The 23,479-nt window shown below is 46.3% G+C and carries 15 protein-coding genes; 9 read left to right on the forward strand and 6 right to left on the reverse strand.

Features of this window, described 5'->3' with window-relative positions:
* Nucleotides 1–1,385 precede the first annotated feature (1,385 nt).
* The 3 genes from ACIFSR_RS08820 (at nt 1,386) to ACIFSR_RS08830 (ending at nt 5,513) form a co-directional block, all read left to right on the forward strand.
* A complete protein-coding gene (locus ACIFSR_RS08820; RefSeq protein WP_430056759.1) occupies nt 1,386–2,552 on the forward strand; it encodes a PP2C family protein-serine/threonine phosphatase in 1,167 nt (388 codons plus the stop codon).
* 69 nt (nt 2,553–2,621) lie between these two features.
* Complete coding sequence (locus ACIFSR_RS08825) at nt 2,622–2,996, forward strand: hypothetical protein (protein WP_430056762.1); 375 nt, start codon at nt 2,622–2,624, stop codon at nt 2,994–2,996.
* Nucleotides 2,997–3,215: 219 nt separating this feature from the next.
* A complete protein-coding gene (locus ACIFSR_RS08830; protein ID WP_430057084.1) occupies nt 3,216–5,513 on the forward strand; it encodes a helicase C-terminal domain-containing protein in 2,298 nt (765 codons plus the stop codon).
* Here the strand turns inward: ACIFSR_RS08830 and ACIFSR_RS08835 are convergent, their stop codons facing one another.
* Nucleotides 5,514–5,996: an HPP family protein gene (locus ACIFSR_RS08835; RefSeq protein WP_430056764.1), complete on the reverse strand. Its 483-nt coding sequence runs from the start codon at nt 5,994–5,996 to the stop codon at nt 5,514–5,516.
* Nucleotides 5,997–6,192: 196 nt separating this feature from the next.
* Between ACIFSR_RS08835 and ACIFSR_RS08840 the strand changes: the two genes are divergently transcribed.
* On the forward strand, nt 6,193–6,693 hold the full coding sequence (locus ACIFSR_RS08840) for a Crp/Fnr family transcriptional regulator (RefSeq protein WP_430056766.1): 501 nt from the start codon (nt 6,193–6,195) through the stop codon (nt 6,691–6,693).
* Nucleotides 6,694–6,699: 6 nt separating this feature from the next.
* On the opposite strand, the gene hmpA is transcribed toward ACIFSR_RS08840, so the two are convergent.
* The gene (gene hmpA / locus ACIFSR_RS08845; protein ID WP_430056768.1) at nt 6,700–7,932 is read right to left on the reverse strand and encodes an NO-inducible flavohemoprotein; all 1,233 of its coding nucleotides are present in this window, start codon (nt 7,930–7,932) and stop codon (nt 6,700–6,702) included.
* Between the two features lie 528 nt (nt 7,933–8,460).
* Here hmpA and ACIFSR_RS08850 point away from each other — a divergent pair.
* Nucleotides 8,461–10,206, forward strand: a complete 1,746-nt coding sequence (locus ACIFSR_RS08850) for an ABC transporter ATP-binding protein (RefSeq protein ID WP_076266316.1) — start codon at nt 8,461–8,463, stop codon at nt 10,204–10,206.
* A gap of 22 nt (nt 10,207–10,228) precedes the next feature.
* Nucleotides 10,229–12,250 carry an ABC transporter ATP-binding protein gene (locus ACIFSR_RS08855; RefSeq protein WP_339205460.1) on the forward strand — a complete coding sequence of 674 codons (2,022 nt, stop codon included), beginning with the start codon at nt 10,229–10,231 and terminating at the stop codon, nt 12,248–12,250.
* Nucleotides 12,251–12,330: 80 nt separating this feature from the next.
* Here the strand turns inward: ACIFSR_RS08855 and ACIFSR_RS08860 are convergent, their stop codons facing one another.
* Entirely contained in the window at nt 12,331–14,076 is a 1,746-nt protein-coding gene (locus ACIFSR_RS08860) for a methyl-accepting chemotaxis protein (RefSeq protein WP_339205459.1), read from the reverse strand.
* A gap of 285 nt (nt 14,077–14,361) precedes the next feature.
* Here ACIFSR_RS08860 and ACIFSR_RS08865 point away from each other — a divergent pair, with 285 nt between their 5' ends.
* On the forward strand, nt 14,362–15,279 hold the full coding sequence (locus ACIFSR_RS08865; RefSeq protein WP_339205458.1) for a hypothetical protein: 918 nt from the start codon (nt 14,362–14,364) through the stop codon (nt 15,277–15,279).
* A 109-nt stretch (nt 15,280–15,388) separates the two neighbouring features.
* Here ACIFSR_RS08865 and ACIFSR_RS08870 read toward each other — a convergent pair whose 3' ends face one another.
* Complete coding sequence (locus tag ACIFSR_RS08870; protein ID WP_430056771.1) at nt 15,389–18,025, reverse strand: EAL domain-containing protein; 2,637 nt, start codon at nt 18,023–18,025, stop codon at nt 15,389–15,391.
* A gap of 156 nt (nt 18,026–18,181) precedes the next feature.
* Entirely contained in the window at nt 18,182–18,745 is a 564-nt protein-coding gene (locus tag ACIFSR_RS08875; protein WP_430056774.1) for an FAD-dependent oxidoreductase, read from the reverse strand.
* 229 nt (nt 18,746–18,974) lie between these two features.
* Here ACIFSR_RS08875 and ACIFSR_RS08880 point away from each other — a divergent pair, with 229 nt between their 5' ends.
* Together ACIFSR_RS08880 and ACIFSR_RS08885 are read left to right on the forward strand one after the other, a co-directional pair.
* The gene (locus ACIFSR_RS08880; RefSeq protein WP_076266311.1) at nt 18,975–19,415 is read left to right on the forward strand and encodes a MarR family winged helix-turn-helix transcriptional regulator; all 441 of its coding nucleotides are present in this window, start codon (nt 18,975–18,977) and stop codon (nt 19,413–19,415) included.
* A gap of 27 nt (nt 19,416–19,442) precedes the next feature.
* Entirely contained in the window at nt 19,443–22,658 is a 3,216-nt protein-coding gene (locus ACIFSR_RS08885; protein ID WP_430056778.1) for an MMPL family transporter, read from the forward strand.
* Between the two features lie 71 nt (nt 22,659–22,729).
* Here ACIFSR_RS08885 and ACIFSR_RS08890 read toward each other — a convergent pair whose 3' ends face one another.
* Nucleotides 22,730–23,341 carry a PadR family transcriptional regulator gene (locus ACIFSR_RS08890; RefSeq protein WP_339205454.1) on the reverse strand — a complete coding sequence of 204 codons (612 nt, stop codon included), beginning with the start codon at nt 23,339–23,341 and terminating at the stop codon, nt 22,730–22,732.
* Between the last annotated feature and the right edge of the window lie 138 nt (nt 23,342–23,479).

The following is a 23,479-nucleotide window of genomic DNA, read 5'->3' on the forward strand; positions in this document are numbered from 1 at the left end:
GTTTCTAACTCTATTTTTGATTCATGGCAGTTTTTGATGAAAATAAGCCTATACTTTAGCTCTATTTTCGCTGAAATGGCTCCAAATCAAGCTGATTTGCGGGTGATGCGGACGTTTAAGACTAATTTCTAGTTCTATTTTTGATTAATGGGCTTGTTTGAAGAAAATAGGACTATATTTTAGCTCTATTTTCGCTGAAACGTCTCTAAATCATGCTGATTTGCTGGTGAGGAGGACGATTAAGACTAATTTCTAGTTCTATTTTTGAATAATGGGCTTGTTTGTTGAAAATAAGACTATATTTTAGCTCTATTTTGTTTGAAACGGCTCTAAAGCATGCTGATTTGCGGGTGATGCGGACGTTTAAGACTAATTTCTAGTTCTAATTTTTATTAAGTGGCTTGTTTGATGAAAATAAGCCTAAATTTTAGTTCTATTTTGGCTGAAACGGCTCTAAATCAAGCTGATTTGCGGGTGATGGGGAAGTATAAGACTAATTTCTAGTTCTATTTTTAATCAATAGGGGCGTTTGATGAAAATAAGACTATATTTTAGTTCTATTTTTGCTGAAATGGCTCTATAACATGCTGATTGCTGTTGATGAGGAAGTATAAGACTACTTTCTAGCTCTATTTTTGAATAATGGGCTTGTTTGTTGAAAATAAGCATATGTTTTAGCTCTATTTTCGCTGAAACGGCTCTAAAATATGCTGATTTGCTGGTGATGGGAAAATAAGACTACTTTCTAGCTCTATCTTTGATCAATGGGGTTGTTTGATGGAAATAGGACTATATTTTAGCTCTATTTTGGCTGAAACAGCTCTAAATCATGCTGATTTGCTGATAATGAGGAAGTATAAGTCTACTTTCTAGCTCTATTTTTGATCAATGGGGCTATTTGATGAAAATAGGACTATAATTTAGCTCTATTTTCGCTAAAACGGCTCTAAATCATGATGATTGCTGTTGATGAGGAAGTATAAGACTACTTTCTAGCTCTATTTTTGAAAAATGGGCTTGTTTGAAGAAAATAATGCTATATTTTAGCTCTATTTTCGCTGAAACGTCTCTAAATCATGCTGATTTGCTGATAATGAGGAAGTATAAGTCTACTTTCTAGCTCTATTTTTGATTAATGGCAGCGTTTGATGAAAATAAGCCTATATTTTAGATCTATTTTAGTTGTGAGGAGCAGAGGCGGATGAGGGCATGTCCCATGGCTTCTTACCTTTTTGAATAGCACCATCTTTTTGTGCATCGGTTCCTTTCCGTCTAAGAAGTTGCTTATTATGCACGTTTGCTACTTATGGTTTCGGCATAAATCGCTGCTAACGCAAATAAAATGGTAGATGGTGGGTGACAAGCTGAGGCGAGGCGGGGATCTAATGAACAGAAGAGGGATCATTGAAGGTTTGGCTATTGTTTTATTGCTGCTTGTAATCGTCTATATCGGAGTAGCGGCGATTCCGGATAAGCAGCTGGAACAGCTGTGGACTAGTGAGCAAGGAGAGATTATTGAGATAGCGATCGCAATTGGCATGATCGGGTTTGGGGCCCTGCTAATCCTGATTATTGTATTCGATCTGCCAGCTGGCAACAGCCGCATAAGCAATCGCAGCCATGGAGTGGTTGAAGCCGCTGGAGCGGAGACGGAGTCAAGGCCAGGGGTTGCCGTAACGCCTGCATGGGAGCCGCCACCCGTCCCTCTAAAAACACCTTCAATCGAGCAAATCGTTGGAGCTGCAAACGCTGCCGCTGAGTTAATATCGAATAGCCGTAATGCTGTCATCACGATGAAGGTCATTACCGGTCATGCCCAGCATATTGGCGAGCGTGAGGAGCAGCAGGATGCTTATGGCTTCTCGTCACTCGAAGATGAAGAAGCTATTGAGCGTCATGGTGTGCTTGCTGTGCTTGCGGATGGCATGGGCGGCTACGCTATGGGGAAGGAGGCGGGGCAGCTTGCCGTGCAAACGATGCTGAATGAATATATAGGAATCTCAGCAGAGGAGTCTATCCCGCGGGCATTGGAGCAGTCACTGCATCTTGCCAATCAAGCTGTATATGAGATGGCGCTAAGTCATGAGCTGGAATGGAGTGTCGGAACGACGCTTATTGCGACCGTCATCCATCATGGAGAGCTGTACTGGATATCTGCCGGCGACAGCCGAATTTATTTGTTTCGAGGCGGAGTGCTCATGCCGCTAACGAGGGATCATATTTATGCGAATCGGTTAAGGGAGTATGTTTTGGCGGGCAATCTAACACAGGAGGAAGCCGAGTCGCACCCGGAGCGCCATTTGTTAACAAGTTATTTAGGTATCCCTCGCATAACAGAAATCGATGCCAATCAAGAGCCGCTGTACCTTTTGACGGGCGATCTAGTTATATTGTGCAGTGACGGGCTCTATGACGATTTATCAGATAAGCTGCTGGAGGAGGCGTCGTGCTTATATCCTCCGCTTGCCGCAGCATTTATTTTGCAGCATGTGCTTGCAGAACAAAGGCCTTACCAGGATAACGCAACGATAGCCATATTAGCTTGTGTGTAGGCTTATGGTTAGAAACGCCCAGATAGTGGGTAGTATAAGGTAGGTGATATGAAGAAGGAGGTCTTTATAATGGATAATGAACATAATGTGCGGCATGCTAAAAGCTTAGCAACGGAAAAGGATATCGATCCTGATTTTGGTTTGTTTACGGAGGATGCGAGTGGCGCAGCTGTGCCTCTCGCATCGGAGCTGTTGGAGAAGCAGCATCCCGATACACATGTGCTTGAATCTCATATTCCTGCTTCGCTGGATAATCGTGCGGGGCTGGACGACGAGGTCGATACGGCAGAGGAAATTTCTGAGGAGCTGGCTTCTGTGCCCGATGCGGATGTTATGGCGAAGGACAGTCCGATCGATCCTGCGTCTCCCGGTGAGGAATTCCACGGCATTGACCTATTGAACGGTGTCGGCAATCACCCTGAGGATGAGACGGAAGAGCTCTAACTACTGATCCGAATAGATTAGCTGGAGAATAAGGCTTCCATAATAGACGTCTATGTTGTATTCCATACAATATTGACGTCTATTTGTCGATTTATTACATTCGATAAGTAGCTTAGCCAAGCGAATAACAAACATAACTGTTGTGCGATGATGATGATGCTTATGTTACAATAGAGGAACAAATGTTCTTTATGGGAGCGGTAGAAGGAAAATATGCTGATAAACGATACGGTCACGATATCGGTGAGAAACTTAGTCGAATACGTATTTCTGAGCGGCAGCATCGACGTAAGGCTAAATGCCATCGATACGATGCATGAGGGCACGAAAGCGCATCAGAGAGTACAGCTAACCTATGGTGAGCAGGATCAGAAGGAGGTCTATGTCAAAGCGGATATCCAGTTGGATGATCTGCTGTTTGTCGTGGACGGACGCTGTGATGGACTGCTTGGGACAGATCCGATATTGACCGTAGATGAAATCAAATCGACTGGCGGTGACTTGGATCGTATAGCGGAGGACGGTTATCCTGTCCACTGGGCGCAGGCGCTATTTTATGCCTATATGTATGCTAAGGAGCATGAACAGTCCGCAATGCGTGTACAGCTTACCTATGTGCAGACAAAGACAGAGGAAGAGCGGCGGTTCATGCGGGAAGTCAGCTTCGTAGAGCTGGAGCAATATGTTTATGAGATTACTGCACGATACGCTCCCTATGTGCAGCAGCTTCGCAAGCATGAGCAGCTAAGGAATGAGAGCATTAAGGGGCTGGCTTTTCCGTTTGAGACGTACCGAGCAGGGCAGCGCAAGCTTGCCGGAGCGGTCTACAAATCAATTGAGGAAGGCGTTCGTTTGTTTGCGAAGGCGCCGACGGGTATAGGGAAAACCATATCGACGACCTATCCAACGATCAAAGCGATAGGAGCAGGCATGCTGCAGCGTTTTTACTATTTGACAGCAAGGACGACAACAAGAGCGGCAGCCGAGGACGCCCTGATTTTTATGCGCGAGAAAGGGCTGCATCTGCACGCTGTGACGATTACAGCAAAGGATAAAATATGCTTCCAGGAGGAAGTCCGCTGCGAGAAAGAGCATTGCCCTTACGCGGAAGGCTACTATGATCGGATTAATGGCGCCGTGCTTGATATATTGGAGCAGGAAACGATTATGACGAGGCCTGTTATCGAAGCCTATGCCCATAAGCATAAGGTTTGCCCATTCGAATTTTCGCTGGATTTGGCGTATGCATCGGATGCGGTTGTCTGTGATTATAATTATATTTTTGACCCGCGCATTTCATTTAAGCGTCAGTATGCGGAGATGAAGAAACGGACAGCGCTGCTGGTGGATGAAGCGCATAACCTTGTGGATCGAGCGCGGGAGATGTTCTCTGCGGAGCTGACGAAAGCTCCGTTTCTTGCGCTGCAGCGTGAACTGAAGGGCGTACATAACGAGGGGTGTCGCACCGCTAAGGCAATCAATGATTATTTCATCGCGCTGCGCAAAAGCAGCGATGGGGCGCCGCATTTGATTCAGCGGCAGCTGCCGGAGGAGCTGGTCGCATTAGTGGATGCATTCGCGTCGGCTGCGGAACAGGCGATAGCTATAGGTGTTAGCGGAAACAGCACGCTGCTGGATACTTATTTTGCAGCGCAAAATTTTGTGCGGACAGCTAAGTTATTTGATGAGCGTTATGTCGTCTATATCGAGCTTTCGAAGAGCGATGTTCGGCTTAAGCTGTTTTGCCTTGATCCCTCTCAATTGCTGCAGCAGGTCGGCAAGGGTTATCGCTCGCATATCTATTTCTCTGCAACGCTCTCTCCCGTCTCGTATTATATGGACATGCTGGGAGCGGGAGAAAATGATTATACGATCGCAGTGCCGTCTCCTTTTGCGAAGAAACAGCTTGATGTAGTCATTAATCCGCTTTCTACAAGGTACCATGACCGCGATCAATCTAAGCTGCCGATAGCGAAGCTGATTATGGAGCTGATGAGTGAGCGACCGGGCAACTATTTTGTATTTTTCCCATCCTACGCTTACATGAATGCCGTTTATGAGACGTATATGGAGCTGAAGGAATGGTCTGTTCCAACAGGAGCGGCCTCGGATGCAGAGGTACTGCTGCAAACGCCCGATATGGCAGAGGAAGAGCGGGATCGTTTTTTAGGTACATTTCAGGCTGGGAGCGGGAGGTCCTTGATCGGTTTTGCGGTGATGGGCGGCGTGTTCTCGGAAGGCGTTGACCTCGTCGGAGACAGATTGGTCGGCGTTATCGTTGTTGGGGTAGGTTTACCGCAGCTTGGTGTAGAACGCAATATGCTGAAGGATTATTTTAACGAGCAGGGCAAGAATGGGTACGATTATGCTTACGTATTTCCGGGAATGAACAAGGTGCTGCAAGCTGGAGGAAGGCTCATCCGCTCGGAAACCGATCGCGGCACACTCGTGCTCATCGACGATCGGTATTTGCAGACCCAGTATCAACGGCTTCTGCCTGAAGAGTGGAAGGGATAATCAATTGACGGAATCGGATTCCGTTTTGACTATTCGATTGAGAAGTGACGGCAATGATTCAAATCGTTTCTCTATATATACTGCAGCTGATAAGGTGACCAGCAAGCCAAGCAGCGCTCCGCACACGGATAAAGGAATGACCCACAATTGCGTTGGCTGCGTGAAAAAAGGAATAAGAGCAACGGCCAAAATGGGAGGAGCGTTCAAGTTAAGTCGATTGATGCAAAAAATAACGATGAGTAGTGTGAGAAGCAGCGATAGTACCCCAGGATTCCAATGATTAAGTATGGAGCCGATACATGAGGAAAAGACGGCGCCAAGTGCGATTTTGCGAAGTTGTGATTTCTCGAACGGGCGTGAAATGAAAAGTAAGCTGAAAGCGCCCAAGGTAGGGAAGAACAAGGAATGCATATACGGAATATGTAACGAGACCCAGTAAATCAAGATGATATATAAGCAGATTGCATAAGTTCTAATACGCATGCCGTGAGCTCGCCTTCTTTCCAGGTGGATTGCAACGGTTAACTTTACGCAGCATGTTACATTTTACCCTCACAGTTCTTGTACCGTCAATCGTATATATTTGTCAATTCGGATGACAGCGTACACTATGTTGTAGTAAGACATTAAAATAAGCCCAGCCATAATATCGGCTGAGCTTACTGATAAGGAGAATACCATGCAGCTGCATAAAGGACAGACGTTGTTCAACCAAGGGGAAAGCGGGTCGTTGTTTCACTTAAGGAGCGGTTTGTTGAAAATTGTTCGCGTTCATGAAGATGGCCATCCGTTTCTAGTCAATATCATTGTACCGAACGAGATCATACCTCATCATTCGTTAATTAGTCCTTTGCCTTATCACGGCACAGCGATAGCGCTTGTTGCTTGCGAGATAGATCTAGTATCGCCGCAGCAATGGTACGACGAGCTGAAGCAGAATCCGGAGAAAAGCCTTGAAATCGCACTGCTCCTTCAAAGTAAGCTGAGGATGATGCAGCAGCGAATCGATCAATTAACACAAGTGACGCCTGCCGATAAACTGAGAAAGCTGCAGGAATGGTTTGCAGCATATATTGGATCGACTGCGATAACCGATGTGCTGACACAGGATGAGATCGGGCAGCTCATCGGCCTTCGCCGTGAAACGGTCAATCGTCTGCTGCGGGCGCAGCAGAGATAAGAGCAGCTAGCTTATCGTTTCAAGTTCCAGGCTGGCTGAGGGACCAAAAAATTCATAGTGAATGTCCGAATCTGCAACGCCCATTTGCTGTAGAGAACGATTAATTGCCGCCATGAATGGAGTCGGACCGCAGAAATAAAATGCAGCGTCAGTATCCGCAATAATGGATTGCAGCCAAGGCAGATCGATATAACCTTCCTTATGGAAAAGCTGCTCTTTCAGGTCTGTTTCTGTCGGCTTCACGTAGCAATAGTAGACAGAGACTTGAGGGTGCTCATTCGCAAGTAGATTCACTTGCTCCCTCATGGCATGGACATCACCGTTCTGGGCGGAATGTATAAAGGTTACCTGACGTTTCGAATCATGTTCGGTTAGTGTATTTAACATACTGAGCATCGGCGTGAGCCCAACACCTCCGCTAATCAATACGACGGGACGCTCATCCGCTCTATTCAGAATAAAGTCTCCCGCAGGAGCGGATAGCCATAAAGTGGCACCCTCAACAATATGCTGGTGCAGGTAGGTCGATACTTCGCCAGCGGAACGGTCTAGATAAGCATCCTCGCGTTTTACAGTGATTCGGTAATAGGGCATTCCAGGTGCATCGGATAAGCTATATTGGCGTATTTGCGTGTGTTCAACGCCGTCCTTTTTGATTTTGACGCTTACGTATTGGCCGGGTTCAAAGCTTGCAATGGATTCGCCATCTTCCGGAACCAAATAGAAAGAAGTGATTACATGGCTCTCCTGCACCTTCCGCGCCACTCGAAAAGCACGGAAGCCCTCCCAGCCGCCCGCCTGCGAATGAGTATTCTCGTACATTTCTTGCTCAATGCTTATAAAAGCATCCGCAATTATGCCATAAGCCTCCGCCCATGCATTTAATATTTCATCCGTAGCAGCTTCTCCAAGCACATCATTAATCGCCATCAGCAAGTATTTGCCGACAATCGGATAGTGCTCTGGCTTCACTCCTAAGCTGCGATGCTTATGTCCAATTTGCTTCACAACCGGAATAATAGCTGCAAGGTTCTCGATATGCAGCGCTGCTGCATAAACGACATTGGCAAGCGCGGCCTGTTGTCTGCCTTGCTTTTGGTTAGCATGATTGAACAGGTTCAGGAGCTCAGGATGATTGGTGAACAAAAGCTGATAGAAGCGTTTCGTAATCGTCACGCCGTGAACCTCTAATACAGGAACCGTAGATTTAATAATTTGAATACATTGTGCACTTAACATGAATAACCCCTCCAATGTCTGTTTGCATCTAATATGCATAGTATAGACCTTAGAATGCACATAGCCCTGTGATTAGGATCACAGCAATTTGCAACGATTTGTGACATTTAGAGGGTTCTCTACAGATAGTAGTTTATTTTGTTTTTTACCAATCGGTATTGACAGTAATTTCTATGGATGGTAAAGTGACTAATATATTTTAGCGAGAGGAGGGTTACGTTACATGAACACTTACGATTACAATCAATTTGCAGCGAAGAATAACCATCATTTGAACATGAATAACGTAATCCATCCGCGCGTTGTTTCACTTTGATTAAGGGTAAACCCCATCATCAGAGGCGCATGATTACGTCATCGTAATTATGCGCCTTTTCTATGACCTCGCGAGACTTGACTATGTTCTAAGTCGCGTTTTTTTGAGGGGAAGAAGCGTGTCGTTACGACGACACGCTTTTTTTGTGTTCTCGGGAGTAAATCGAAGGTAAACGAAGCTTGGATGGATAGCGGAAGGTGTGGTAGAGAAGCATGTTTAGTGTACTCAAAAAATTAAGTTGGTTTTTTAAATTGCATTGGAAGCGTTATACGGTTGCTATAACACTTCTAGTTCTAACAGGAATTATTGATGTCATCCCGCCTTGGCTTATTGGCTATACGATTGATGGCATACATCAGGATTTACTCGGTCAAGCCGATTTTAATCGCGTTCTTTACGGCTGGATCGCACTAACGGTAGTAGGCTATGTCATTACGTACATATGGCATTACAAGCTGTTTGGCGGAGCATTCGTGCTGGAGAAGCTGCTGCGGTCGAGATTGATGGGACATTTTTTACGAATGACCCCCACCTTTTATGAACGCAATCGGACGGGCGACCTTATGGCACGCTCGACCAATGATTTAGGAGCAGTTGCGCAGACAGCCGGCTTCGGTATTTTGACGCTAATCGATTCGACCTTATTTATGATTACGATTCTAATTGTTATGGCAGGCTTGATAAGCGTGAAGCTTACGCTTGCCGCATTGCTGCCGCTGCCGCTTATGGCGCTTGCGATGAAGCATTATGGTAAAAAAATTCACGAACGTTTCATGGACGCGCAAGACGCATTTGGCGATTTGAACGATCAGGTGCTGGAATCGGTATCTGGTGTTCGCGTCATTAGAGCATTCGTTCAGGAAGAAGCAAGCGAAGCGCGTTTCAGCGCCAAAACAAATGAAGTGCTTAACAAAAATATTGCTGTTGCGCGCATCGACGCGTTATTCGAGCCGACGATGAAAATACTCGTTGGAACAAGTTATTTGATCGGGCTTTGTTATGGCGGATATCTTGTATTCCATAATGAAATTACGCTCGGGGAGCTCGTATCCTTCAACGTGTTTCTTGGTATGCTGATCTGGCCGATGTTTGCAATCGGTGAGCTCATTAACATTATGCAGCGCGGTAATGCTTCGCTCGATCGTGTAAGTGAAACACTTGGCTATAAGCCTGATGTTGCTGATGCAGCAACGCAGGTGAAAGTAGATGAACCAACGTCCGTTGAATTCAAAAATGTGACGTTCCGTTACCCGTCTTCCCAAGTCGACAACTTGGTTGATCTCTCCTTTGCGTTATCGCAGGGGCAGACGCTTGGTATCGTAGGCAGAACAGGCAGCGGCAAGACTACATTGCTGAAGCAGCTGCTTCGGGAATATCCACTTGGACGCGGCAGTATTCATATATCTGGAGAGCCGCTTGGCAGCTTGAAAATTGATGACATGCTGGGCTGGGTCGGATATGTGCCGCAGCAGCCGATCTTGTTCTCGAAGACGATTCGCGAAAACATTTTCTATGGCCTAAAAGAAGGCACAGACGCCGATTTGCAGCGAGCACTCGAGCGGGCTTCATTCGCCAAAGATATTAAATTTTTGCCGGATGGACTAGAGACGATGGTAGGCGAGCGAGGCGTGGCATTGTCCGGCGGACAGAAGCAGCGCGTAAGTATTGCGCGTGCCCTTATCGCCGATCCGGAAATATTGCTAATGGACGATGCTTTGTCAGCTGTTGACGGGAAGACGGAATCCGAGATTATTGAGGGCATCCGTACAGAAAGAGCAGGCAAGACGACATTCATTACGACGCACCGGTTATCCGCAGTACAGCATGCGGACTGGATTATCGTGCTCGACGAAGGACGAATTGTGCAAGAAGGCACGCATGAGCAGTTGCTGGAGATGGGCGGCTGGTATCGCGAGCAGTATGATCGTCAGCAGCTTGAGGCTATTATTGAAACGTAATAAATTGGAGGCGTGAAGAGCAATGGGCAACACAGGAAAACGATTGTTTCAATACGCCATGCTTTATAAAAAACCGATCCTGCTTGCGCTTCTTCTGCTCGTGCTTGCTGTATGCGCAGAGCTTGCAGGACCGCTAATTGCAAAACGGATGATTGACCAGAATATTCTCGGCATCGAGAAGAAATGGCATGAAGTCGAAGCAAAACAAGAGTATGCGGTTCTTTATAAAGATAAATGGTATAAGCGCGAGGATCACTTTGCCGCTTCGGAACAGAAGGGCAAGGAGGTTCGCGTGCTGCAGGTTGGACGCAAATTTTATTGGCTGGAGGATGCGCTGGCATCCGATCAAGGCAAACGTGTCGTAGAGGGGAACAACCTCGCGGTGACAAACAAGGAAACAGGCGAAACGGTCTCGTATCCAGTAACACAGCTTACATCACAAGAGCTGTATTCCTTCTATAAGCCGGAGTTTCCGGCGTTAATGAGGCTAGCAGCTATGTATTTCGGATTTTTGCTGCTCGTAGCTGTCTTCACCTACGGACAGCGGCTAATGCTGCAAACGTCAGCGAATCGTATCGTGCGCAAGATGCGTACGGATATCTTTGCTCACACGCAGCGGCTGCCGGTCAATTATTATGATAATTTATCAGCTGGGCAGGTTGTCTCGCGGGTGACAAATGATACAGAAGCTATACGCGAGCTGTATGTCGCAGTACTGGCGAATTTCTTTACAGGTGTTATTTATATGGTGGCTATTTATGGAGCCTTGTTCTTGCTTGATGTGCGCTTGGCGCTTCTGGCTTTGCCGCTTGTGCCAATCCTCATCATTTGGATTATCGTTTACCGGAAATTCGCTGCTCGTTATAACCGTATCATTAGATCAAAGCTGAGTGAAATCAACGGAATGATCAATGAATCGATACAAGGGATGACGATTATCCAGGCGTTCCGCCGTCAGAAGGAAACGACGAAGGAATTTGAGGAAATGAATGAGCATTATTATAAATATCAAAACAAGCTGCTCAGCCTCAACTCGGTAACATCGCATAATCTTGTCAATGTTATACGGAATACATTGTTCCTCATTGTACTCATTATGTTCTGGGGCGATTCACTCCGCGGAGCGGTATCGGTCGGCGTGCTTTACGCATTCATTGATTATATGAACCGTATGTTTGCGCCGATCGTTGGTATCGTAAACCAGCTATCCAATCTCGAGACGGCACGCGTATCTGCAGAGCGAGTATTTAAGCTGATGGACGAGGAAGGAATCGATGTCGTTTCCGGCAAAATGGACCGATATAAGGGCGATGTTAAGTTCGAGGATGTTTCTTTTGCTTATAAGAAGGATGAATATGTGCTGAAAAATATTTCCTTCCACGCTCAACAAGGCCAGACGGTTGCGCTAGTAGGCCATACCGGCTCAGGCAAAAGCTCGATTCTTAATCTGTTGTTCCGTTTCTACGATTCGAATGAGGGCAAGATCATCGTAGATGGCACTGATGTACGCGATATGCCGAAGCAGCTGCTAAGGCAGCATATGGGTATCGTTCTTCAGGACCCATTCCTATTTACCGGAACGATCGCATCGAACATTAGCCTTGATAATCCAGAGATTAGCCGCGAGAAAATTGTACAGTCGCTGCGTGACGTTGGCGCTTACGACATGTTCAGTCAGTTCCAAGGCGGCATTGATGCACCTGTTATTGAGAAGGGAAGCACACTGTCTGCTGGTCAAAGGCAGCTGATTTCCTTTGCAAGGGCGCTTGCTTATGATCCCGCTATTCTTATTCTCGATGAGGCAACAGCCAGCATCGATACAGAGACGGAAGCGATCATTCAAGAGGCGCTTGATGTACTGAAGAAGGGCCGCACGACGTTCGTCATCGCGCACCGCCTGTCGACGATTCGCAGTGCAGATCAAATTCTAGTGCTTGATCGCGGCGTCATTGTGGAGCGAGGCAGCCATGATGAACTTATGGAGCATCGCGGCAAATATTACGCGATGTATCAGCTGCAATTCGGCGCAGCATCTGCATCATAGAAAACGGCAAAAAAAGGCTAAGCGAGAGTCATCCCGCTTAGCCTTTTTTATTTGGGCAGATATTATCGTTTGTTAGTACATCAGGTCTTGAAGCGGCTGATCGCCTCATTCAAGGTAGAAGCTAAATTACGCAGCTGCTCGGAGGAGCTTGCAACCTCCTGCATGGAAGCAAGCTGTTCTTCTGACGCCGCAGCGACACGCTGCGAGTTTCCTGCGGAATTAGCCGTTATGCCCTCAAGCGCATCTAGCGAAGCTGCAATTTGCTCGCTGCCAGCTGACATTTGCTCCGACGCTGCGGATACTTCTTGTACTTGACTGGAAACATCACGAATGGAAGTAACGATAGAGCGGAAGGACTCGCCGGCTTGCGCCGAGATGTTAGAGCCGAAACGAGCGGCTTCCACAGACTGCTCCATTGACGAAACGGCTGTTGCAGCATAACTTCCGATGCTATGCAGTATAGTTCCAATCTGCTCGGAGGATTCCTTGGAGCGTTCAGCCAGCTTGCGGATTTCATGGGCAACGACAGCAAAACCTTTGCCGTGCTCGCCGGCACGCGCCGCTTCAATAGATGCATTAAGCGCAAGCAGATTAGTCTGATTGGCTACATCGCCGATCAAGGCGAGGATGCCGCCAATTTTGTCACTCTGCTCCTTCAACTCATGCAAGGTCGTTACCGTTTCGACTACATTGGACTCGATAGTATTCATTTGATGCAATGTTTGATCAATAACGGTCTCGCCTTCCGTAGCCATTGCCGTAGTGTCCGCTGCCAGATCAGATACAGAAGAAGTCGACTCTGCAATTCTTTGAATGCCGATCGTCATTTCTGTCATCGCGCGCTGGCACTCTTGCAAGCTTTGCAGCTGTGTTTCAGAGCCGGAGGCAACTTCTTGAATAGCCTCGGTTACTTCTTCAGTCGCACGGGAGGTCTGCTCTGCACTCTGCTGCATGTTGAAAGCCGAGCCAGCCACCTCATCGGATGTTATTCGAATGCTGCCTGTAAGCTGGCGAAGGCTTGCGATCATTTCATTAAAGGCGATAGAAACTTGAGCTATTTCATTGCCTCCTTTGACCGCAACGGCAAGCGTCAAGTCGCCTTTCGCTGCTAATGAGGATACTTCCGCAAGTCGTTTGAGCGGCTTCAACGTCATTCTTACGAGTACAACAATGATAAGTATGGCAATAAAGGCTAGCAGCGCTGCAATCCCTATGCTTTTCCAAAACATAAGATTTAAGGCATCATCAATTTGTTTGAAATCAACGTCGATGCCAAATATGCCGATTAATTTGCCGCTTGGGTCTTTTACGCGGGCTAAATAAGAAATCCACTGCCCATATTCATCTGTAACGACTTCAGTCAAAGCTGATCCCTCATTTAGGGCATCATCAATTTTACCAGCGAACTCGTCACTCATTTCATACTCATCTCCAGGACCAAGGCCTGCGGCGGAGAGAGACTCATTGCTCTGCATCATCTTTATAAATTTCTTTCCGTCGCGTTCAATCACCTCAGGCATATACACATATGCATTTGCGACGATATCGTTCTTAATCATGACGTCGAGCTGCAGCTTAAGCATCTTGAACGTAGCATTATTGGTATCACGCCCAGCGGATACTTCGTTGTATCCAAAAGTAACCAGATCATGACCAGCTTCGATTTGATAACCAAGCGTTTGTCCAATCCGTTCAATTTCATCTAAATAGGATTTTTTCTGCGAGCTGTAGGATAAATACTCGGTGACGCTAATGACAATAACGAGGAGAATGGCTAATACGATGGAGCTGGTAACGACTAAACTTCTGTCCTTAATTCGGAACATGCAATCACACCCCATAATGAAAAGTTAAGATAAGATAAGTTATCGTCGAATTATGTCGAAAAATGAATAGTAACAATACAGTCCATTTTTTTACAATTCAATGAATGACATCTGTTATTACAATAACAAACTTTTATTAGAGAAATACGGGGCTTTATGTTAGAAAAGTGTTCAATTGCAGCATGTCTTCAGCCAACATTCAGCGGGGATTAAAGGAGGCTTAAGTTTTATTGTCTATGCTAGGTCTTGTAACAACAAATTTGAAAGCGAAAGGTGGAATATTCAATGAAGAGAGCAAAAGCTATAACAGCAGGTGCTATTGCGCTAACGCTTGCCTTAGGGGGCGGAGGCCTATGGGCTAGCCAATATGTAAATGCGGCAGCAGCAAGCAGCGACACAAAGCAAGAGCAAGGTGCACAAGCAGATAGCAGCACAGCTAAGAAGGATCATGAAGGCAGACATGGCGGTTTCGGACGCGGCTTTCAACAAATACAGGAACAGTTAATAACGTACTTAGGGCTCGATGAAGCGGCGCTTCAGACTAAGCTGCAAACGTCAACGCTGGCAGAGGTTGCAGTCGCGAGCGGGAAAACGCGAGCTGATCTTAAGGCTAAGCTTGTTGAATGGCTGGAGGCAGCCGAAGCAGCTAATCCGAAACCTGACGCAAAAGTAGAAGCAGACAAGCTTGCAAAAACTGGACAACAGCAAGCAAAGCCGGATGCTGCTGCACAGGCGGAGAAGCTGCTTGATTCCAAAGGATTAGGTTTTGGCAAACATGGCGGCGGTGGTGAAAGAGGAGGCGGTTTTGAGAAAAACGTAGATGGCATAGCTGCAGCGCTAGGCATAACGGCAGATGTATTAAAGACGGAGCTTGAATCAGGCAAGACCTTGGCAGCAATCGCTGGGGAGAAGGGTGTTGCGATCCAAGTGATCATTGACGTGCAAGTAAAGGATCAAAAAGCGAAGTTGGCGGAGGAGCTGGCAGCGGGAACGATTACGCAGGAGCAATATGATACGAAGCTGGCTGAGGCTGTCGATCATGCAACAAAACATGTAAATGGAGAAATCCCAGCGCGTGGAGGTCATGGCAAGGGTGGACACGGCGGAAAAGGACCGCGTGGCGAACGTCCGAGTGATGCTGCAGTGAAAAGTGAATCCACAACGGATACCTCCGCAGCAGCAACTCCAGCTCCAACTGCATAACAGTTTTGTAGGCGAAATATTCAATAAGTCCGTGTAGACTTTAAAAAGATGAAGGAGCTGCTCCGCGGTCTATGACCTTGAGGCAGCTCCTTCATGTCTGTTGTCTCGCTTATTCATTCTTACCGAGAAGGAGTGCCAGCTCCTGTGGCGGCAGCGGTTTACTGAATAAATAACCTTGCAGCTCATCACACTGCAGCTCCGTACAGAAATTCGATTCGGCAATCGTCTCCACGCCTTCTGCAACAACCTTCATATTCATGCTATGTACAAGCTCAATAATTGCTTTGACGATCGATGATTTTTTCTCGTCATTCGTAATGCCTTGAATAAAGGAACGATCCAGCTTTACGTCTGATATAGGCAGGCGCTGCAGCTGATTCAAGGATGAATAACCCGTGCCAAAGTCATCGATTGATATTTGAATGCCAAGCCCCCGAAGGAAAAGAATGGTCTCGATCACTTGATCCATATTCCGCATAAATACACCTTCAGTAATTTCAAGGCTTACATATTGCGGATCAAGGCCGGTGTCCTTTAACGCTTTGACGATCATTTCAGATAAGTTTCCTTGGTAGAAATGTCTTGCTGAAATGTTCACTGAGACGCATATATACTGCAATCCTTCATCCTGCCAAGCTTTATTTTGCCGGCAGGCCTCATGGAAGACCCAGCTGTCAATATCTAATATAAAACCTGATTGCTCGGCAAGTGGAATAAACTTATCGGGCGGAATCATGCCAAGCTCGGGATGACGCCAGCGAATGAGCGCTTCAATGCCGCATAGCTCGCCGGTTGCAGCATTTATTTTTGGCTGATAATGTAGCGAGAACTGTTTGTTTTGCAGCGCATTATAAAGCCCGTTCTCGATCTGCATCTTCTCTGTCATCGCGGACACCAGCGTTGGCTTGAAAAACCGGTAGCAGCCGTCACCTTGCTCTTTGGCGCTATACATAGCAATATCGGCGTTTCGGATAATGGTATCCATATCGCTGCCATCCTGCGGGTACACGCTAACGCCGACGCTAACGGTTAAATAAAGCAGCGTTTCGTCGATCATAAAAGGCTCATTGAAGGAATCTACGACGGCTTGGGCATTTGCAGCAAGTTCATCTTCATTCTCATACTGTCCGACAAATACAAACTCGTCTCCACCCAATCGGAAGACGTTGCATTCATCAAACACCGCTGCTCCGAAGCGTTCTGCTGCCTTGCCGAGCAAAATATCACCTACAGCATGTCCAAGCGTATCATTAATTTGCTTAAAGCGATTGATGTCAGCGAACATGATGGCTATCGGTTTTTTCATAGCAGCGTTCATAGTGATCATGTCTTGAAAATGGAGTGTGAATTGCAGCCTGTTCGGTAGACCAGTCAGCATGTCGTAATAGGCAAGCTGATGCAGTCTCTCCTCCGATTGCTGCAATAAATAAGTTTGAGCCTCCAGCCTCTCGTTGCTTCGCTGCGATTCTTGAAACATGTGAATGAGATTGGTAGACATATGCTTGAAATTAGCAATCAACGAATGAATTTCTACAATGCTGCTTCGTGGCCATTCCAATGTGTTCATCTCCTGAAGCTTTAGCGGAAGGTTCGTTGTTGCTCTCGCTAGCCGAGTTAAACTGCGAGAGAGCCACCAATTAATGAGATACGCTAGAATGACGGCAAAGAAGGCAAGCCCGATCATATAAACAAAATGAATAAAATATTTGGAAAACAAATATTTTTGATGGTTTTTAATGGGAAAGTCAATGTAAACAAGCCAATCTGTTGCCTGAAGTTTATCTTTATATATCAAATTTCCATCATACCAGGTCTGGAAATGCCAAGAGTATTTTTTTATGTCAGGCATGACTAAATACGATTTTTTGTTCATGGGAGTAATGCTGCTTTCTTTGGAGAAATCAAGCATTTCACCTACAGTCTCAGGCGCGCTGGATGCAATAACTTTATGGTCGGCGTTCGTCACAGATATGATAGAATTCCCGAAATGTTTGCCAAGGGCTAGTTGAAGGAAAGCAATCTGATCTTGCTTATCTAGATCTGTGCTAATCGCCTGCCATTTATCCAATGATTCTGAAATGCGATTGACTTCGATCGAGGAGATTCGCTCGGCATATAGACTTACTTCTTTAATTGAGCTCAAGCTGTTAATGAAAATGTTGAGTAAAAACGAAAGGAATACGATACCGATGGAGAAATGAAACAGTACCTTGCTGAAGGAATTTGGTCCTTGCTGCGAGCGGGCAAACCCACTCCATTTGCGCAGTGGCACGTACTGGTAGATAATCTCAGCGAACAGTGCGTTAAATAGGCCATTCATGGCAATAATTCCTGCAATAAGAAGCAAATCTTGCGTTATGAGCGTTGAATGAAAGGAGTAGAACCAATAGATAGTGGGCATTCCGACTAGAACCCAGAAAACGGCGTCAATCCCAAACAGTTGATTCTTGTATTTGCGAAGAAGCAAGCCCGTAAAGGCAGCTTCAATAAGGATGATGTAATGAAAGAGGGGCTGCTTTAATAAAAAAGTGCCTAGGAATAGGACAACTGCGCTCATTAAGAGTCCTGGCCAGTAACCGAATAATCGCAAGCCAAGAAGTGTAAATAGACTCGTTAATGAAAAGGTAATGCCATACAAAAATTGAAAATGGTTCGACTCGGCGATTAGCGCAAGAAGCGCACATAAGGCAAATGCGAAAGCAATCGTCAATTGTTTGTTGTGCTGCTGAAACAATGGGTTGCTCACCGTCGGCCTCCTGGAAGTGTGACAAAACCTTTTACGTTCAAATAAAAGGGTGCCGAAGCACCCTGACAAGGCTAGGAACGTAAAAAGAGTTTGATTATTTTCCCTGTTATTCGACAATTTTTTCTAATATCCTGCTTTTGTTTCAGGAAGATACTGTTAAACCTTTAAAATATCGTGATCCACATAACGTTCGCCGTTTAATTCGCTAATGATGTTAATGGCAGCTTTTGCCCCATCCCCTGCAGTAACGACAGCATGCACGCTTACGCCAGCAACCGTTCCTGCCGCCCAAATGTTGTCAATATTCGTTTTACCAGCCGCGTTGACCGCAATAACGGTTTTGATACGAGGCTCGGTACCCGGTTTTGTAGAGATCCCGATATGCTCAGCCAGCTCAGTCGAAACGCCTGTTGCAATAAGTACATGCTTTCCTTCATAGCTTCCGCCGTCTGTTTCCACCCGCAGGCCGTCAGTAATGGCAACGATATTTTGTACGGTTTCCTCCTTGAACTCTGCTCCGAATTTCTCAGCCTGTCGTTTGCCTGTATCCACAAGGTCAGGGCCGCCAATTTCTGATATTCCGTAGTAGTTCTCGAACCAAGCGCGTTTTGTCATTCCTTTGTTGTTCTCAAACACGAGCGTCTTTTTTCCTGCTTTTGCAGTAAAAATGGCTGCACTTGCTCCAGCCGGACCAGCACCAATAATAACGATATCGTACATACGACATACCTCCAATAATGGTTGGTTTGATTACTTCACTAGTATATAAACGGCAGCTTGAAAAAAGCAAATGGCTTGTCCTTCTCTTGTTCACATCTGTTCACAATATATTCTAAATTAAGGCGTTGTTTTAAATAAAATCGTTTGATATAGTTCTATTATCGAACTGTTTCATAATAGAATTAATTTCGTGGATATTTAGAAACTACATATAAAGGGGGACACCTGTGTGGATCGAGCATCATTGAAACAACTCATCGATCGCTACGAAGCGGCTAATTTTCTTGTAAACCGTCGATTAAATGCGATGATCCGCGAGTTAATGCCAGATGATCTAACGGTAGACCAGTTTGCGACACTACGTTATTTGCATTCGAAGGAAATGAGCACATCATCCGAATTAGCGGACATTTTTTGCGTGGGCAAAAGCTCAATAACCGCGATCATTACGCGATTATTTGATAAAAACTTGATTCAAAGATTTCCAGATGAGAAGGATCGCAGGGTCATCTATTTAGCGCTAACCGAGGAAGGCAAGCAGGTTTGCGACCTCATGGAGGATAAGATACAAGTGCTGCTGGCCAAATACATTAATCGTTTTGAAGAGCAGGAAGCGAACTGTTTTATCGAAACCTTCGAGAAGCTTGCTAAAGAAATGATGAATCCATAGTTTTATTATATTTGAGGGGGAACAAAGATGAGAACCGTTTTGAAATTTAGATGGTTTGTCCTTATATTGTGGCTTGCTGCTGCCGTAGGTTTAATGCTCAGCGCGCCGAATATGGAAGAGCTTGTTCGTACGAAAGGGCAAATCAACGTGCCTGATGGATATTCTTCGTCAGTCGCCAGGGACTTGGAGAACTCGATTGGCGGAGGCGATAATGCAGGCGCCAGCAGCGGAATGCCAACTGTACTTGTATTCCATAAGGACGGCGGTCTGAAGGATGCCGATTTAGCGGAAGTGAAGAGAGGAATCGATGAGCTGAAGAGCAAAGGCGAGGCTATCGGGGTTCTCTCCGTGACGACTCATTTTGATACCAAAGAGCTTGAGGAGCAAATGGTATCGAAGGATGGAAGCACCATCCTTGCGCTCGTTAATGTCGAGGCTGGCGACCGTGAGCTTGCTGAGCTGAGAGACGGTCTCTATGAGACGATTTCAGATGTGAAAGTGGAGCATTATTATACAGGGAACTGGCTTATTTCTGAGGATGTTGTACAAAGCTCGCAGGAAGGGCTTAAGAAAACCGAGTTTATTACGCTTGGATTTATTTTAATTATTTTGTTTGTTGTATTCCGTTCTGCGATTGCGCCTCTCGTACCGCTAGTGGCCGTTGGATTTACTTATTTAATATCACAATCCGTTATTGCGTTTTTAGTCAAATATTTTGATTTTCCGCTTTCCAACTTCACGCAAATTTTCTTAGTTGCCGTATTATTTGGGATCGGCACAGACTATTGCATCCTGCTCATTAGCCGCTTCAAGGAAGAGTTGACGCATAGCGGCGGCGACAAGACAGAAGCGATTGTTCAAACTTACCGTACTGCGGGAAGAACCGTATTATTTTCTGGCTTAGCTGTGTTGGTGGGATTCTCTGCAATCGGATTCTCGACGTTTATGCTTTACCGCTCTGCCGTAGCCGTTGCAGTTGGTGTTGCGGTACTGCTTATTGCATTGTTTACGATCGTGCCGTTTTTTATGGCGGTGCTGGGTACAAAATTGTTTTGGCCGGCGAAAGGCTCGCTTGAGCATAAGCCGAGCAAGCTTTGGGGTACGGTGGGTAAGTTTTCACTAAAACGCCCTTTGTGGGCGCTCGTTATTTTGGCAGTAATTATCGTACCTTTCCTTACAGCGTATAAAGGTACAATTTCTTTTAACTCGCTGGATGAGATTGGCGATAAATATGACTCTGTTAAAGCGTTCAACATTATTGCGGATAGCTTTGGACCTGGTGATTCACTGCCTACTACCGTTGTTGTCAAAGCTGATAAACCGATGGACACACCTGAGGGGCTTGCTGTACTAGAGCAAATCAGCCGCGAGCTTGCGAATTCTGGAGGCATCAAGGCCGTTCGCAGTGCAACTCGTCCGACAGGTGATGTAATGGAGCAATTTCTCGTGGCAGATCAAGTAACCACCCTTGAGAGTGGGCTTGGTCAAAGCGGCGAAGGCTTGGGCAAAATCGGTGATGGTCTCTCCGAGGCAAGCAGCGCGTTAAGCGAGAATAAGCCGAAATTAAATGAAGCTGTTGACGGCGCCGGTAAGCTCGTTAATGGTACGAATGAGCTGAAGGCTGGGATTGTACAGCTTGGCGCAGGTTTGAAGAAGATTCAGCAAGGGCTGCAGGATGGATCTGCAGGTGCGGGAGAGCTTAGCGAGGGCTTGAAGCAGGCGCAGGCGAGTGCGGAGCAGCTGGCAGGCGCGAGCCGTAAATTGCTTAGCAGCTACGAGCAGCTAGGCGGCGGTCTTGGACAGCTTACAGGTGCATATAGCGCGATTGCATCTGAACAGGAGAAGCTTGCGAGCGGGTTATCCGGCGTACAGCAAAGTCTGACTGCACTTCAGGAAAGTCACCCAGAGCTGCAAACCGATGAGACTTTTAAACAAACCATGCTTGCTCTTGGAAATCTCCAGCAAGGAGCAGCAGGAATCAGCGGTCAGTTGTCTCAGCTTAATGAGCAGCTGACAGGCATTTCAGCGGGAATGACACAAGCGAATGCCGGTTTCTTGCAAGCAAGTGAAGGGCAAACGGCGCTAGCTTCGGGTCTTGGCAAGCTTGCTGCAGGACTTGGAGAACTGCAAAAAGGAATTGAGCAGGCAGCCGCAGGCCAAGGTCAAATTGTATCGAAGCTGCCTGGTGTCACGCAGGGCTTTAATGAACTATCAGATGGACAGAAGGAACTGCAGGCAGGGTTTGCATCGCTAAACGATCAGCTGGGCGAATTGACCGGCGGTTTGGATCAAAGCGTTGACGGCTTAACGAAGGTAACCGATGGACTCACATCCGCGGGCGGATATTTGAATAGTCTAGCGGAATCGCCGAATAAGCAAATGACGGGCTTTTATATTCCAGAGGAAGCCATTGCGAACAAGGAATTTCAGGCTGCCCTTAATGTGTATATGTCGGAGGATCGCCAAACAGCGAAGTTCGATGTCATATTTAAAGGCAATCCGTATGCACAGGAAACGATGGCGCAAATCGACGGACTGGAAGCAGCTGTTCACCGCGCGATTCAAAACACCGATTATAACGGATCACAGGTAGCTGTCGGCGGTGTAACGAGTATGAATAACGATTTGAGCAATATTTCAGCGTCGGATTATTCGCGTACGGTTATTCTCATGCTCATCGGCATTTCAATTATCCTTATCCTTTTGTTCCGCTCGATCGTCATGCCGCTTTATATGATCGCATCGCTTCTCGTTACGTTCTATTCCTCAATGGCGATTGCAGAAGTCATATTCGTAAGGCTGCTTGGGCAGTCGGGAATTAGCTGGGCGGTTCCATTTTTCGGGTTCGTCATGCTCGTCGCACTAGGAATTGATTATAGTATTTTCTTGATGGATCGCTTTAAAGAATACCGCCATCTGTCGCCTCAGGAAGCCATTTTGGAAGCGATGAAAAACATGGGTACGGTTATTATGTCTGCAGCCGTTATTCTAGGCGGAACATTCGCAGCGATGCTTCCTTCAGGAGTGATGTCACTCCTGCAAATTGCAACTATTGTGCTTTGTGGACTGTTCATCTATGCATTGTTGATGCTTCCATTATTCATTCCAGTTATGGTACGCACTTTCGGTCCTGCTAACTGGTGGCCGTTTATGGGACGCAAACAGGATGCTGAGAAAACGGATCGTTTGCATAGCGGTCAAACGCTTAAGGGTCACCATGTTTCGCATGATTCAACTCACTAGTTAATAAAGCAGGGTTATCCAGGGTCTTTGGTGCATGACAAAGACCTATGCGATAACCCTTTTCTTGTTACTTAACGTCCGGCCAATTCGTATGGAACTATAGCTGCATTCGCATTTTTCACGGACCCATCGAGAAAGGCGCTGATTTGCTGCTGCTGCTCAGTTAACAGACGCTGCAGCTCTTCTGCTTGCTCTTTGCTTGCGGATGCTTCTTGTTCGGCGCGTGTTACCAGCTTAAGCAGATTAAAGGATTCAATCGATAATCCAAGCTTAATCCGAATTTTCTCATTCCGGAACGATTCGGCTTTTGGCGATGGGCTGCTGCCCTCCGCTTTATTGTACTTTGTTTTCTCAGGAAGCAGCTGTAATGCTGCACGACCTTGCTCGGTAATTTTATAGACTTTTTTGGCGCCATCCTCTAAGCGAACGGAGACGAAGCCGGATCCCACAAGCATTTGAAGCGTGGGATAAATGGAGCCGGCACTGGGTACATAAAGTCCGCCAGATTGCTCCTCTAGAGCCTTCATCATCTGGTAGCCGTGCATTGGCTGGTCGATGAGCAGCTTCATAAGTGCAGCCTTCACGCCGCCGCGGCCAAAATAACGCTTGCTGCTGCGCGGATTGACTTTAGGCTCTTCCTTGCTATGTTGATGATGCTCTTTGGAAACATCGTTAGTAGACATCTTCAAGTTAAGTCACCTCGATCTTTATGATAAGGAAAGCTTTTGTTTTTCAATGCTTGAGGGTGAAGTGAAACGTAAGGGATCGCTCATCAACTGTCATTTGGAATAAGCTTACTCTACTTACAGCATTGACAATGA

This window comes from Paenibacillus sp. NRS-1760, assembly GCF_050467785.1.
Taxonomy (GTDB): Bacteria; Bacillota; Bacilli; order Paenibacillales; family Paenibacillaceae; genus Pristimantibacillus.